This window comes from Halobacillus salinarum (genome assembly GCF_022919095.1).
Taxonomy (GTDB): domain Bacteria; phylum Bacillota; class Bacilli; order Bacillales; family Halobacillaceae; genus Halobacillus_B; species Halobacillus_B salinarum.
In genome coordinates this window covers 1,599,327-1,613,485 of the sequence record NZ_CP095073.1, presented here as the reverse complement: position 1 = coordinate 1,613,485, position 14,159 = coordinate 1,599,327, and the positions used below count along the sequence as shown (strand labels likewise).

The window sequence follows — 14,159 nt, the reverse complement described above, 5'->3', positions numbered from 1 at the left end:
TTCAATTAAACTATTTTCAAATCAACATCAAAAAATCCCCCGTCAGGCCAACCATTCCTGACAGGGGATACCAACTCTTTCACCTTAATAAGTATTATTAGTTCTATTATATTCTGAGTAAAACATCATCCTAATCCGATGCTTCTTTTCGTATTTGATAGATAAACTTTTCTAAATTTCATATACGAAATTACTCTCCAAGGTACGATATAACTAATGGCGACAATCATAAATAACGCCGCAACTGATTGAGAATCTAAAGACGTAAAATAACTTCTCATAACTATGCGGATAACAAAAACTCCTAAAAACGCGAAAACAAAGGCCATATTCTTCTTAGCATAGATATTTCGGTCCTCACGAATTTCAAACTCAGTCGTCCAGATTAATGGAGTGGAAAGTAAAAGTCCAGCGGTTACAGCAAGCAGATCCTCCCATAAGCGGAGATGTACTTCAGGGCTGGAAATAAGAGCGAGACCAGGGATAAAAAAGAATATGGGCAGTAGCAGCCTTCTGCCATTACCTTTGATCGGCCTGTACATGCTCCTCGTTCTCCTCCAAACCACAAGTGCCGCTACAAGCACTACAATGAAGTAAAAAGAATTGTTCCCCATCCTTCCCCTCCTTTTTTTAGTTAACTATTGAAATTCTATCCTCATCAAGACTCGCCGTTTGCTATTTCGGAATTCGAGCTCTATTCATATTCACAAACTTTCTTATGACTGGAAGTACACTAATCCTCATTGTAACGTCTCTAATAAAAATTCTTAGGCGCGTATCAGGGAGAAAGTAACGCGCAAATTTTCTTCCGGATTCCTGTGTCTTTTCAATCTGCGGTTTTAAATCCTCTTCATATTGAAGTAGTGCTTGTTGAACATCTTGATCCTTACATAAATTGCGGGCGAGTACATACCCGCCTGTCATAGCTAGCGAAGCCCCCTGGCCCGCCAAGAGGGAGACTGCTTGACACGCATCTCCAACGAGCACCACACGATCCTTACTCCAATGAGGGATTTCTACTTGGGAAACCTCATCGAAATAAAAATCGTTTGAAGTCCCTGCTTTATCCAACATCTCAGGAACAATCCAGCCCATTTGCTTAAATTGCGCCTTCAATTCATCTTTTGCTGCTGCTCCAGATAAATGCTTATCCTTTTTGGGAGCTTTATATAAGTAAAAGGTAGCTAATCTATTTCCTCTAATCGGATAAACCGAGGCTTGAAGATCAGGAGACGACAAGGAGTAAAAAGCGTCGCTTAGCTCCTTATACATCCCGGAGTTTTCTATGACATAAGCAGCTGTATAATATCCCATATACTTGATGTAGTTTTTATGATCACCAAATACCAAGGAACGAACTTTAGAACGGATTCCATCTGCCCCTACCAATAAATCTGAAGTTTCAACACTCCCATCGGATAAGGTTACATGGACGTGCTGGTCATCCTGATAAACGTCATCAACCGTCATTCCAAATTTAATTTCGACGCTGTCTTTTACTAAGTCGTATAAAACTCGTTCCAGGTCTCCCCTCATAAAATTAAAATGCCTATTGTCCAAAAGAGCTCTAAGAGATTGGTAAGGGAGATCAAATTTCACTTTTCCATTCTCATTAAGAAATTTCAGGCCTGAGATAGGATAATGAATATCACTTAACTTTCTCATGATCCCCATTTTCTCAGCCACATCATATCCAGGCCCAAAAAAGTCCAGCATATACCCTTCCGTCCTTAATTCCGGGGCTTTTTCTATAATCTTCACATCATTTCCATTCTTATTCAGCCAGTAAGCTAACGTTAATCCAGCAATACCGCCACCTACAATCATTACTTTCATATTTTCAACCACCTTATCAAGCTTTTTTTGACTCATGTAACCCTCAAATCGATCCAGGCTGTCTTCCCTTTATTTTCCCAGCTAATACAAATTTAATGTGCTCGGAAATACGACCTGCATAAGTTTCATAGGACATGTCCTCGCTGTAAATATAAAATAGTGTATCTGTCATAACTGAACTATAGATTACATAAGCTGCATCTTCTGGATCTACAGGCAAAAGAAATTGTTCTGATGCGGTGCTGATAATGGATGTCACATCCTTCATGATGTCTTCATCTAAGCCGAACAACCCCTGTCTTAAATGGATACTTTCTTGTGCTTCTTCTGTCATCACATGGAACAATTCTTTCCAAAAAGCTTTAGGGTAATGAGAAAATAACACTGTAAACTGTAAAATAAATTCGCTGATCCTCTCTGCCAGTCCAGCCTCTGAAGAAGCTTTTAACCTCTGAGGCTCTTTCATCTCCATCCGGGACGTTTCTTCTGAGAATATTTGCAGCAACAAAGCACCTTTAGATGAAAAATAATTATATATAGTCCCTGTGCCGACGGCTGCATCCTTTGCTATCTCCACCATTGAAGCATTTTCAAACCCTTTTTCCGAGAAAATCTTTTTAGCCGATTCCATGATCGCCAGCTGAGTTTGCTTTTTCTTTTCTTCTCTTAGACCGGCCAACTTCCCACCTCCAAATTATGAACTTATTCATTTATGAATGCATTCATATTTTATCTTTCATTCATTTGATAGTCAATATTCCTATGCTTTTCAAAGTAAATATTAAAAAACTACTTGAGCATCTAAAATAATTGTTAGGTAAAAGGGACGTAATGAGGAAATTTAGTGGAGATCAAGAGGAGCTTTCTCTTAAACAAAATAAAGCACCATTCTTCTGCAGCAGAAGAATGGTGCGTTATTTACACACAAATTAAAAAACCACCAATATATGTATTGGTGGAGACGGTGGGAGTCGAACCCACGTCCGGAGATATCGGCACTCGGGCATCTACAAGCTTAGTTGATATATTGTCATTCACTTCCTCTTCAGCCTATCAACAGGCTTCCGAGAAGCTAGCCTGATTAGTCTCTTCGTTTTTCCTCAGGCGGTGGAAAAACGCGTAGCCCGCTTTAGTTTGAGACCCTTCATCTAGTACACGGGCGATACCAGGAAGGATCAGCTATAGACTACTTACGCAGCTACAGCTAGGTTTTCGTTAGATTCGCCAGTTATATTTAGGCAAATGACGTTTTACGAGTCGTCGCCTCGACCTGCAGCCCGAGCTCGACCTATCCCCGTCGAATCCGTAACGTCCCCGTTAGGATTAAAGGATAGAAAATCAAGCTCAATTCTATGCTGTCACATATAGCGACATAAAATATTATAGCACATTATTGATATTTTTCAAGCCGGTAATTATTTCAAGCTCTCTTTAATCGCCCGGTCAATTTCACGGTTCACTTGCTTGCGTTTTAAGTCCTCTCGTTTGTCATATTTCTTTTTTCCTCTTCCAAGTCCGATGAGTACTTTAGCCACTCCGTTTTTAATATAAACTTTCAGCGGCACTAGCGAATACCCTTTTTGCTGAGTTTGTCCGATTAGCTGATTAATCTCTTTCCGATGTAAGAGCAGCTTACGCGCGCGAGTGGGATCATGATTGTAAATGTTGCCTTGCTCATACGGAGAAATGTGCATATTATGCAGATAAGCTTCTCCATTATTAATCCGGGCAAAGCTGTCTTTAAGATTTACTCTTCCGTTACGAATCGATTTTATTTCCGTGCCTTGCAGGACAATTCCGGCTTCAAAGGTTTCTTCAATTGTAAAGTCGTGTCTGGCTTTTTTATTTTGAGCGATGGTTTTCCCGTGACCTCTTGGCATGGCGCTTTCCTCCTCTATTGCGTACCTTCTATTGTACCAAATGTCTCAAGCGTTTCCAATTCACAGCTGCTCCTTTTTCTCCAAATAGACAGGATCTCGTTTTTTATGAGATTATTATCTCGCAACCCTTATTCAAAGGAGCTTTAGCTGATGGAATCTCTCCACCTTCAAGTTAGAAAATTAACAGACAAGGATTTACCCGCATTTTCAAAAATGGACACTGGTATAGAAGATGATTATGTGCTCCGAATTTTTGACCGGCTCATCGCTTCCCAAGATCACACTTTATTCGGATTGTTTAACAGAAACCAGTTGGTTTCTGTCGGGGGCTATAGTTTATTTGCCAATGGACGATTTGCAATGATCGGCCGGATGAGAACAGACCGCCGCTTTTATGGCAAAGGCTGCTCGACTCAATTGCTGCTTTTTGTCGTAGAAGAATTACATACGCGAAACGAAATCCTTTGGATGGGGGCCAACACACATAAACATAACAAGCCCGCCCGGAGAGTTCTGGAAAAAATCGGCCTTCTTCCCGGGCCGCTCCATTATTATACAGTGTTGAGACACCCGCAGCTGCTTGCAGGCAGCACAAAAGGAAAGATATGGGGAGAAGTTACTGAAATCAAAGAAAAACGAACCCTGCTCCTTCAGCTAGAAGAAAACACACTTGGCTTTTTTCCATATGAGTGCTATTATCCATTCCCTTACCACAAACAGTTATTTACAGATAAACATTTAAGTGAATCCAGTGTTTACACTTCTCCTGACGGGAAGCGTTTTGTAATCATTAGGAATGATCGAAAAGGAGAGGAATATTCACACGTGAAATATTTCTGGAACGATCATTACCTTCAACCCGGCTTGTTCGAAACCATTCTTCACCATTGGCGCAAGCACCCTTCCCATACTGGGTGCTGGATCGACTTTTCTCCGGAGGGCTATCACAATATCCCTGATTTAACTCCTTTCGAAATTCAGAAACCATGGATTCTTTATGGAAAATGGATGCAGTCATAGAAAAACGCGCTTAAATGCGCGTTTTTTTATATCTTCAGTTATTTTTTCTTTTTCCGACCTTTTTTAGGAACCCCTTTATTGCGATAGAAAGGCTTATTTCCTTTCTGCTTGTTCTTCTTCTTATCTTTCTTGCGATCAGGACCTTTTGATTGAATTTCCTTAGGACGCTCACGGCGAGGACGCTCTTTGCGTGGTTTCATATAATCAATTTCAAAATCAACGACGCGCTCGTCTAAATTGACATTGGTTACCCGAATCGTGACTTCATCACCGATACGGAATACATTTCCTGTCCGCTCACCAATCATGGCATATTGTTTTTCGTGGAAATGATAATAATCATCGGTCAGCGTACTAACATGTACGAGTCCTTCAACGGTGTTTGGCAGTTCCACAAACATACCGAAGCTTGTAATCGAACTGATCACACCTTCATACTCTTCGCCGATTTTGTCCTGCATATACTCTGCTTTTTTAAGGTCATCGGTTTCCCGTTCGGCGTCTACCGCTGCCCGCTCCATTTCGGAAGAGTGGCGGGCAATATCCGGCATCTGGTCTTTCCAGTGTTTACGCGTTTTATAGTCCACTTTTTTCTCAACTAAGTAGGTTCGGATTAAACGGTGAACGATCAAATCCGGGTACCTGCGGATCGGCGAAGTAAAGTGGGTATAAAAGTCTGTTGCCAGACCAAAGTGACCGAGACTTTGAGGATCGTATTTGGCCTGCTGCATCGAACGAAGCATCAGCTTGGAAATAATCATATCCTCCTGGGTGCCCTTTACTTCTTCAAGCACCTTTTGCAATGCTTGTGGGTGGACATCATCTGAGGTTCCTTTAACCGAGAAACCGAGATTCGCAACAAATTCAAAGAAATGCTGCAATTTGCTTGAATCAGGATCTTCGTGAATCCGGTGAATAAACGGAACGTCCATCCAATGGAAATGTTCGGCTATCGTTTCGTTCGCAGCGAGCATGAATTCTTCAATCAGCCGTTCAGCAACCGAGCGATCCCTCAGCTTAACATCAACTGCTTTTCCTTCTTCATCCACAATGACTCCGGCTTCTTTAAAATCAAAGTCAATCGCTCCTCGTTTCATCCGCTTCGTGCGCAGAATTTTAGCAAGGTAGCCCATATCTCTGAACATAGGAACAAGCTTGCTGTATTTTTCGATTAGAGCGGGATCATCATTCTCAAGAATTTCATTAACATCACGGTACGTCATACGTTCGTTGGTTTTTATGACACTTTGAAAAATTTCATGTTCGACAATTTCACCACGATCATTGATTTCCATTTCACAGGAAAGAGTCAAACGGTCCACTTGAGGATTCAATGAACAAATTCCGTTGGATAACCGGTGAGGGATCATCGGGATCACGCGGTCTACTAAATACACACTGGTAGCCCGCTCCCGAGCTTCTTTATCGATCGGGGACCCTTCACCTACATAATAAGAGACATCTGCAATATGAACACCAAGCTTATAGTGTCCGTTGCTCAATTTCTTGACCGTTACGGCATCATCAAGATCCTTTGCATCTGCTCCATCAATCGTAACAATCGTTTCATCTCTAAGATCACGCCGATTCTTAATTTCATCTTCACTAATTTGGTCAGGGGTTTCGGCTGCTTGGGCCAATACCTCTTCAGGGAAATCAATTTTGATTCCGTGCTTATAAATAATCGAAATGATGTCGATTCCCGGGTCATTTTTGTGACCAAGGATTTCTACAATTTCCCCTTCCGCGCTCATACGCGCTTCAGGAAACTTTGTAATGTTTACGATCACTTTATGCCCATCAACAGCGCCGTTTGCCTGACCTTTAGGGATGAAGATATCGTTGGGAATTCGTTTATCATCTGCAATGACAAACCCGAAGTTACGGCTTTGTTCATACGTTCCGACCACTCTAGTCGTTGCCCGTTCCACTATACGAATGACAGTTCCCTCCGGACGCTGACCCGCCTCATCTCTTTTCTCAATTCTGACAAGAACTTTATCATTATTCATCGCTGAGTTAAGGTCGGAATGGTGCACATACACGTCGTCCTTATCTTCTTCATCCGGAATTAAAAAGGCAAAACCTTTCGCATGCATTTGAATGCGTCCGCGAACTAAATTCATCTTTTCTGGAAGTCCGAACCGGTTCTTCCTCGTGCGGACAAGCTCCCCTTCCTCTTCCAAGGCATTCAACGCTTTCATAAGGTCTTTGAATTGATCCCCTTCATTAAGCTGGAGCTCTTCTTCTAATTCTTGTACAGATAGCGGTTTAGAGACCGATTCTTTGAAAAATTGTAGTATTTGTTGTTGTAATTCAGTGTTCACTTGCCTTTCCTCCTTTAACTGAAGGGCAGGGCTCTTGGGCTATGACCAATCCAGGGATTCAAGAAATTCGAGTATATCCTTATGGAGCTGGTCTTTTTCTTTATCCATCGTAATGATGTGCCCAGAGTTTTTGTACCACTTCAAATCTTTATGATCTGCTTCAATTTGATGATAAATATAGCTGGCACTATCCGTGTTGATCATCTCATCCTGTTCAGCCTGCACAACCAGTGTGGGCGTATAAACCTGATCAATCTCATCGTGGACCTCATTAATAAACCGGCCAAGCTGTTGAAACATATCTTTCGAATCATCCAGAAGCTCTTTCACTTCTGCTTCTATCGTTTCTTTGTCTTTACCTTGCAGCTGCTTATACTGCCTGGCTTTAAATTGAAAGCCCTCCGTCAATTGCTCTTCATTATCAAAGAACATCGGCGCGCACATGGTTACTATTCCTTTGATCGGCTCAGAATAGCCAAGTTTCAAGCTTAATACTCCGCCAAGAGAAAGACCGGCAACAGCAATTTTGTCATACCCTTTTTCTCTCAAGTGGTTCAAGCCAGCCTGCACATCTTCCCACCACTCTTCAGGCGTGGCATCGATGAGATCTTCCGGTTTAGTTCCGTGCCCCCTGTAAATTGGAGCATGACTTGTATATCCATTCTTTTCTAAAAAACGCCCCAGCATACGGACATCGGCTGAATGGCCTGTGAATCCATGTAGTAATAATACCGCACGCTCGCCTGCTTCAAACGTAAACGGCTGAGGTTGTTTAATTTTCATCTCGTTCTCTCCTTACTTCCACTATTTCCTACTTTGAAAATTTCATTCCTTATTAGCAATGCTATTAATTTTAACAAAAGTGTGGATCAGGTTTCATACCATTTGCTTTCAAATAAAAAGAGCCGCGCTTTAACAGCGCGGCTTCCACTTCTTTAAAGTACATAAGCAACTAAAAAAGCAAGAACGAAAAATAATACGCCAACAACAACAGTAGAACGATGAAGTACGGCGTCAATCCCCCGTGCTTTTTGTTTACCGAACAATTGCTCCGCTCCCCCGGAAATTGCTCCAGACAGACCGGCACTTTTTCCCGATTGCAGCAATACTAAAACGATTAGAGCAATGGTATCAATGACTAACAACGATACTGCGATAGTTTCCATGATGTACCTACACCTCCTAGACCGCACAATTAACTATTTTTAAATGTAGCATAAAAGCACAGAATCAGCAAGATGAATTGAAACTTAAGACATAAAGAAAAATAGGAGTACCAGAGCGAAAATCGGAAGGATCATTTCGAGAAACAAAATGAAGCTTTACGAATGATTTTTGATCGTTTATGATTGTTTGTGGTTGATTATGGTTGATTTTTGTAAGGGCTTACTTTATGATGGAAATATCGATTACTAAAGGGAGGCTTAGGTAATGCTTACTCCTGAGCGTCATCAACTCATCATGACCCTTTTACATGCGCATCATAATGTAAAAATGCAGGACCTTGTGCTTCACACAGGAGCTTCAGAATCCACGATTCGGCGGGACTTGGATCAGCTGGAAAAGGAGGGAAAGCTTAGACGGGTCCACGGCGGTGCCTCTATTAGACAGCGAACGCTGGAAGAACCCAGCGTGGGAGAAAAACTTACGAAGTATCACGATGAAAAAAAGTTGATAGGTAAGTACGCGGCTTCAGTCGTACGGAATGGAGATTGTATCTTTATTGATGCCGGAACAACAACGATGGAAATGATCCCGCACCTTCAAGGAAAAGATATTATTGCAGTCACCAATGGTCTTAACCAATTAGAGTCACTCACTGATTATCAAGTGAAGACTTATATGTTAGGCGGTTATGTAAAGCATAAGACGAGAGCCGTTATCGGCACTCAAGTGTTAGAAGCATTGGCTCAGTATAGGTTTGATCAGTGTTTTCTTGGTGCTAACGGTATTTCGTTGAAAGAGGGATTTACGACGCCTGACCCTGAAGAAGCGTCCATTAAGTACCGTACCCTTTCCCTGTCACAGGAAAGCTATATCCTTGCAGATCATTCCAAGTTTGATGAAGTTTCCTTTTGTAAAATTGCAGACCTTAACGAATCTGCCATCATCACTAACTATCAAGGACCATTGTTAAAACAATTTCAAGAAAAAACAAACATAAAGGTTGTGACCACATGATATACACGTGCACGCTTAACCCGTCGATTGATTACGTAATGACTCTTGAGACATTCCAAGCAGGCGGGTTAAACCGAGCCAAGCGGGCATTTTACTATCCTGGCGGGAAAGGAATCAATGTATCAAGAGTCATGCGCAGACTCGGCGTGAACACAACAGCCTTAGGTTACATTGGTGAGTTTACCGGCAGGTTTATTACCGATTTTCTCGATGAGGAGAGCATCAGCCATCAGTTTATCGATACAGGCCAATACACACGGATCAATGTGAAACTTAAAGGAAATGAAGAGTCCGAAATCAACGGCCCTGGTCCGGAAATAAATTTTGACCAGCAGGAGAAACTAGTAGAACAAATCCGCTCTTTGTCATCGGATGACGTGTTAATCCTTGCGGGCAGTGTTCCTTCTTCCCTGCCGGAAAATTTCTATATGAAGATTGCCCAACTATGTACGGAAAGCGGCGCTAAGCTCGTGGCCGATACTTCCGGCAAAGCCCTTGAGCAGGTCGCTCGATATCCGGTTTTATTATTAAAACCTAACCATCACGAACTAGGTGAATTATTCAATACTGTGATTGACACAAAAGAAAAAGCGGCTGAATATGCCGCCAGGCTTGTAGAGAAAGGCACCAGGCACGTCATCGTATCTATGGGGGGAGAAGGAGCTGTTTATGTGGACAAGGAACAGCAGTTGTTCGCTAACGTTCCGAAAGGGAAAGTGAAAAACTCCGTCGGTGCGGGTGATTCTGTTGTATCCGGTTTTATCGCCGGTCTTACTTTAGGCAAAACGATTGAAGAATCTTTTAAATATGGAGTGGCAGCTGGAAGTGCAACGGCTTTTCAAGACGACTTATGTGAGAAAAGAGACGTAGTTCAGCTTTTGGAAGAAATCAAAATTTCTTCACTTAACTAAGGGAGGGAAATCCGTATGAAGATTACGGACTTACTTACGAAAGATACCATTTTGTTAAATATGCAGGCTTCATCAAAAGCAGAGGCGATTGATGAATTGATTGGCAAATTGGATCGTGCGGGCAAGCTTAACAATCGCGATGAATACAAACAGGCGATTGAAGCCCGCGAACAGCAAAGCACGACAGGAATCGGTGAAGGCATCGCTATTCCTCACGCGAAAACAGATGCAGTCAAAGAGCCTGCAATCGCCTTTGGGCGGTCTCAAGAAGGACTTGATTACGAGTCATTGGATGGACAGCCTACCAACTTATTCTTTATGATCGCTGCTTCTGAGGGAGCAAGTAACGCGCACCTTGAAACGTTATCCAGTCTTTCTTCCTATCTTATGGATAAGGAATTCCGCAGAAAGCTTGAAGAAGCCAAATCTATTGAAGATGTCATTGAAGCAATCAATGCAAAAGAAGCGGAAGAAGACGAAGGTGAAGTAACAACTGATGCTTCTGATAGTAAAATTCTCGCCGTAACTGCATGCCCTACCGGTATTGCACACACGTATATGGCAGCAGATAAACTGAAAGATACCGCTAAAGAAATGGGTGTCAATATTAAGGTCCAGACGAACGGATCAAGCGGCGTTAAGAATCGTCTCACCGACGAGGATATTAAAGAAGCAGACGCCATCATTGTCGCCGCTGATACAAAGGTCGACATGGATGTCTTTCACGGTAAACCGGTGATTGAAGTGCCTGTGGCTAAAGCCATTCATGAACCAAAGGAATTAATCACAAAAGCGTTAAATAAAGATGCACCTATTTACCAAGGTGGAGGAAAAAGCTCTGAATCAGCAGGTGATAAAAACCAGCGTACCGGTTTTTATAAACACTTAATGAACGGGGTTTCCAACATGCTGCCATTTGTTGTCGGCGGCGGAATTCTCATTGCGATTTCCTTTTTCTGGGGCATAAATTCCGATAACCAATTTGCTCAAATGCTAAGTACGATCGGCGGTGCCAATGCCTTCTACCTGCTCGTTCCTGTGCTTGCAGGTTTCATCGCTTCAAGTATTGCTGACCGCCCTGGTTTCGCTCCTGGTATGGTCGGCGGTTTAATTGCGATTACGCAAACCGTAGAAGGAGCAGACAATGGATCTGGTTTTCTAGGTGGTCTAATTGCAGGTTTCTTAGCAGGTTATATTACTATAGGTGTTAAAAAGGCTCTGGAAGGACTTCCTGCTGTATTAGACGGACTAAAAACAGTACTCTTCTATCCAGTATTTTCTTTATTCTTTACAGGTATGATTATGCTGCTTATCAATCCTGCCCTCACAAGTGTGTATACGGGACTGTTTGATTTCTTAAATGGCATGAGCGGCGCAAACCTTGCTCTCCTTGGTATTATCGTAGGCGGGATGATGGCCGTAGATATGGGCGGACCCGTCAACAAAGCCGCTTACACCTTTGGTATCGCTGCGCTAGGTGCCGATAATTATACGTTTATCGCTGCCGCAATGGCTGGTGGAATGGTACCGCCGCTTGCGATGGGACTTGCAACAACCCTATTTAGAAATAAATTCACGAAGCAGGAAAGAGAAACAGGAAAAGCCGCTTATCCGCTGGGAGCGTTTTTCATTACGGAAGGCGCCATTCCTTTTGCCGCAGCTGACCCGATTCGTGTCATCCCTTCTATGATCGTAGGAAGCGCGACTGCTGGTATGCTGACCATGCTCTTCCATATTGGTTTAAGAGCACCACACGGTGGATTAATTGTAGTTCCGCTAATTGAAGGCGGGTTTATGAAAATCGTGTTGTACTTGGCTGCCATTATTATCGGTACAATTGTGAGCGCAATTATTGTAGGATTCTTGAAAAAAGATGTAGAAAAGGCTTAAAATAATAGAGTTAGGGTAACTCACCAATTAAGGACTTATTTTTTGAGGAGGAATAAATCATGGTAGAAAAATCATTCAAAATTACATCATCAGACGGAGTACACGCGCGTCCAGCCACTGTACTTGTACAAAATGCAGGAAAGTACGAATCTGATATTAATCTTCACTACAAAGAGAAATCCGTCAACTTAAAGTCAATTATGGGGATTATGAGCCTAGGAATTCCTGCTGGTGCAGAAGTGAAAATTTCTGCTGAAGGCAGCGATGAACAGGAAGCGATTGACCATTTAGCAAGCACTATGAAGAACGAAGGGCTGGGGGAGTAATTTTATGACACACCTCCAGGGGATTGCAGCTTCCAACGGGATTGCCATTGCAAAGGTCTACCGTCTGGAAGCTCCAGACCTTTCCTACAGCAAGAATGAAATCCAACAGCCAGACCAGGAAGTCAAACGTCTTCATGACGCTCTCGACGTTTCTAAAAGCGAGCTTGAAAAGATTAAAGCCCACACGCTGGAAACCTTAGGTCAGGAGCATGCAGATATTTTCTCTGCTCACCTTCTTGTTTTGAGCGATCCTGAATTAATCAAACCGATAGAAGATAAGATTAAAACGGAAAATGTAAATGCAGAAGCTGCTTTAGATGAAACAGCCGATCTGTTTATTAACATGTTTAAAAACATGGACAATGAATACATGAAAGAACGTGCAGCAGACATCCAGGACGTTACAAAACGTGTGATGGCACATTTGTTAAACGTGACGTTCCCAGATCCTGCTCTTATTAATGAAGAAGTCGTGATCGTTGCCGATGATCTGACTCCTTCAGATACTGCTCAATTAAATAAACAATACGTGAAAGGGTTTACGACGGACATCGGCGGTCGTACTTCCCACTCTGCAATTATGGCCCGTTCGCTAGAGATCCCAGCGGTAGTCGGTACGAAAGACATCACGGCTAAGGCTGAGAAGGATTCCTTGATTATCGTAGATGGGATTGATGGCAATGTCATTGTTAATCCATCTGAAGAAGATATTCAATCCTATAAAGAAAAGCAAGCCGATTTTGACAAACAAAAACAGGAATGGGCGAAGCTGAAGGATGAAGCAACGGTCACATCTGAAGGCGAGCACGTTGAGCTTGCAGCCAATATCGGCACTCCTGAAGATGTGGAAGGGGTTTTAGCCAACGGTGGAGAAGGTGTCGGGCTTTACCGTACTGAATTCCTCTATATGGGCAAAAACCAGCTGCCTACAGAAGAAGAACAATACGATGCTTATTCCTCTGTCTTAAAACAAATGGGAGACAAGCCGGTTGTCGTCCGTACGTTGGACATCGGCGGAGATAAAGAATTGGATTACCTGGATCTTCCGGATGAAATGAACCCATTTCTTGGTTTCCGGGCGATTCGTCTCTGCCTTGAACGCGATGACATTTTCCGAGTCCAGCTTCGTGCGCTCTTGCGGGCAAGCGTTCACGGAAACTTGAAAATCATGTTCCCGATGATTGCGACACTGGACGAATTCCGTCAGGCAAAAGGCATCCTTGATGAAGAACGCGAAAAACTGCTTAGCGAAGGTATGGAAGTCGCTGGGGACATCGAAGTAGGAATGATGGTTGAAATTCCTTCTACAGCTGTTATCGCACGCCAATTTGCTAAAGAAGTTGATTTCTTCAGTATCGGCACCAACGACCTTATTCAGTACACCATGGCTGCTGATCGTATGAATGAGCGCGTCTCTTACTTGTATCAGCCCTACAATCCAGCAATTCTTCATTTAGTCAATAACGTCATTGAAGCAGCACATGCGGAAGGAAAATGGGCTGGAATGTGCGGTGAAATGGCAGGCGACGAAATTGCGATTCCTATCCTTTTAGGTTTAGGACTGGACGAATTCAGTATGAGTGCGACTTCTATCCTTCCTGCGCGTACACAAATAAGAAATCTTTCCAAGAAAGAATTGGCTTCTTTCAAGAAAGAACTGTTATCAATGGGTACCGCTGAAGAAGTAGTAGCATTTATTAAAGAAAAAACCGAAAGCCAGTAGTAATCCAAAGTCATTTATGGCACAATAAGCTTGAAAAGAAGGAGTTTTACGCTCCTTCTTTTTTT

The 14,159-nt window shown here is 42.6% G+C and carries 13 protein-coding genes and 1 other RNA gene; 6 read left to right on the top strand and 8 right to left on the bottom strand.

What is annotated here, in order from left to right; genetic code table 11:
* Window positions 1-125 precede the first annotated feature (125 nt).
* The 5 genes from MUN89_RS08170 to smpB form a co-directional block, all read right to left on the bottom strand.
* Window positions 126-614, bottom strand: a complete 489-nt coding sequence (locus MUN89_RS08170; protein WP_244712793.1) for a CcdC family protein — start codon at window positions 612-614, stop codon at window positions 126-128.
* Between the two features lie 61 nt (window positions 615-675).
* The gene (locus tag MUN89_RS08165) at window positions 676-1,872 is read right to left on the bottom strand and encodes an FAD-dependent oxidoreductase (protein WP_244712791.1); all 1,197 of its coding nucleotides are present in this window, start codon (window positions 1,870-1,872) and stop codon (window positions 676-678) included.
* Window positions 1,873-1,879: 7 nt separating this feature from the next.
* Window positions 1,880-2,515, bottom strand: a complete 636-nt coding sequence (locus MUN89_RS08160) for a TetR/AcrR family transcriptional regulator (RefSeq protein WP_244712789.1) — start codon at window positions 2,513-2,515, stop codon at window positions 1,880-1,882.
* A gap of 274 nt (window positions 2,516-2,789) precedes the next feature.
* Window positions 2,790-3,152: a transfer-messenger RNA gene (ssrA, locus tag MUN89_RS08155) on the bottom strand.
* Window positions 3,153-3,251: 99 nt separating this feature from the next.
* A complete protein-coding gene (gene smpB / locus MUN89_RS08150; RefSeq protein WP_244712787.1) occupies window positions 3,252-3,716 on the bottom strand; it encodes an SsrA-binding protein SmpB in 465 nt (154 codons plus the stop codon).
* Window positions 3,717-3,866: 150 nt separating this feature from the next.
* Here smpB and MUN89_RS08145 point away from each other — a divergent pair, with 150 nt between their 5' ends.
* Window positions 3,867-4,736, top strand: coding sequence for a GNAT family N-acetyltransferase (locus MUN89_RS08145; protein WP_244712785.1), 870 nt, complete (start codon window positions 3,867-3,869; stop codon window positions 4,734-4,736).
* Between the two features lie 38 nt (window positions 4,737-4,774).
* On the opposite strand, the gene rnr is transcribed toward MUN89_RS08145, so the two are convergent.
* The 3 genes from rnr to secG form a co-directional block, all read right to left on the bottom strand.
* A complete protein-coding gene (gene rnr / locus MUN89_RS08140) occupies window positions 4,775-7,063 on the bottom strand; it encodes a ribonuclease R (RefSeq protein WP_244712783.1) in 2,289 nt (762 codons plus the stop codon).
* Window positions 7,064-7,102: 39 nt separating this feature from the next.
* Entirely contained in the window at window positions 7,103-7,846 is a 744-nt protein-coding gene (locus MUN89_RS08135) for an alpha/beta hydrolase (protein WP_244712782.1), read from the bottom strand.
* 152 nt (window positions 7,847-7,998) lie between these two features.
* Window positions 7,999-8,229 (bottom strand): preprotein translocase subunit SecG, encoded by a 231-nt coding sequence (secG, locus tag MUN89_RS08130; protein WP_244712780.1) that lies wholly within the window; start codon window positions 8,227-8,229, stop codon window positions 7,999-8,001.
* A 265-nt stretch (window positions 8,230-8,494) separates the two neighbouring features.
* On the opposite strand from secG, the gene MUN89_RS08125 reads away from it, so the two are divergent.
* The 5 genes from MUN89_RS08125 to ptsP are packed head-to-tail and all read left to right on the top strand — an operon-like array spanning window position 8,495 to window position 14,094.
* Complete coding sequence (locus MUN89_RS08125; protein WP_244712778.1) at window positions 8,495-9,244, top strand: DeoR/GlpR family DNA-binding transcription regulator; 750 nt, start codon at window positions 8,495-8,497, stop codon at window positions 9,242-9,244.
* Window positions 9,241-10,155: a 1-phosphofructokinase gene (pfkB, locus tag MUN89_RS08120; protein WP_244712776.1), complete on the top strand. Its 915-nt coding sequence runs from the start codon at window positions 9,241-9,243 to the stop codon at window positions 10,153-10,155. The genes MUN89_RS08125 and pfkB overlap by 4 nt, the downstream gene beginning before the upstream one ends.
* A gap of 15 nt (window positions 10,156-10,170) precedes the next feature.
* Complete coding sequence (locus tag MUN89_RS08115) at window positions 10,171-12,045, top strand: PTS fructose transporter subunit IIABC (RefSeq protein WP_244712775.1); 1,875 nt, start codon at window positions 10,171-10,173, stop codon at window positions 12,043-12,045.
* A 59-nt stretch (window positions 12,046-12,104) separates the two neighbouring features.
* Entirely contained in the window at window positions 12,105-12,371 is a 267-nt protein-coding gene (locus MUN89_RS08110) for a phosphocarrier protein HPr (protein WP_244712773.1), read from the top strand.
* Between the two features lie 4 nt (window positions 12,372-12,375).
* The gene (ptsP, locus tag MUN89_RS08105; protein WP_244712771.1) at window positions 12,376-14,094 is read left to right on the top strand and encodes a phosphoenolpyruvate--protein phosphotransferase; all 1,719 of its coding nucleotides are present in this window, start codon (window positions 12,376-12,378) and stop codon (window positions 14,092-14,094) included.
* Window positions 14,095-14,159 lie beyond the last annotated feature (65 nt).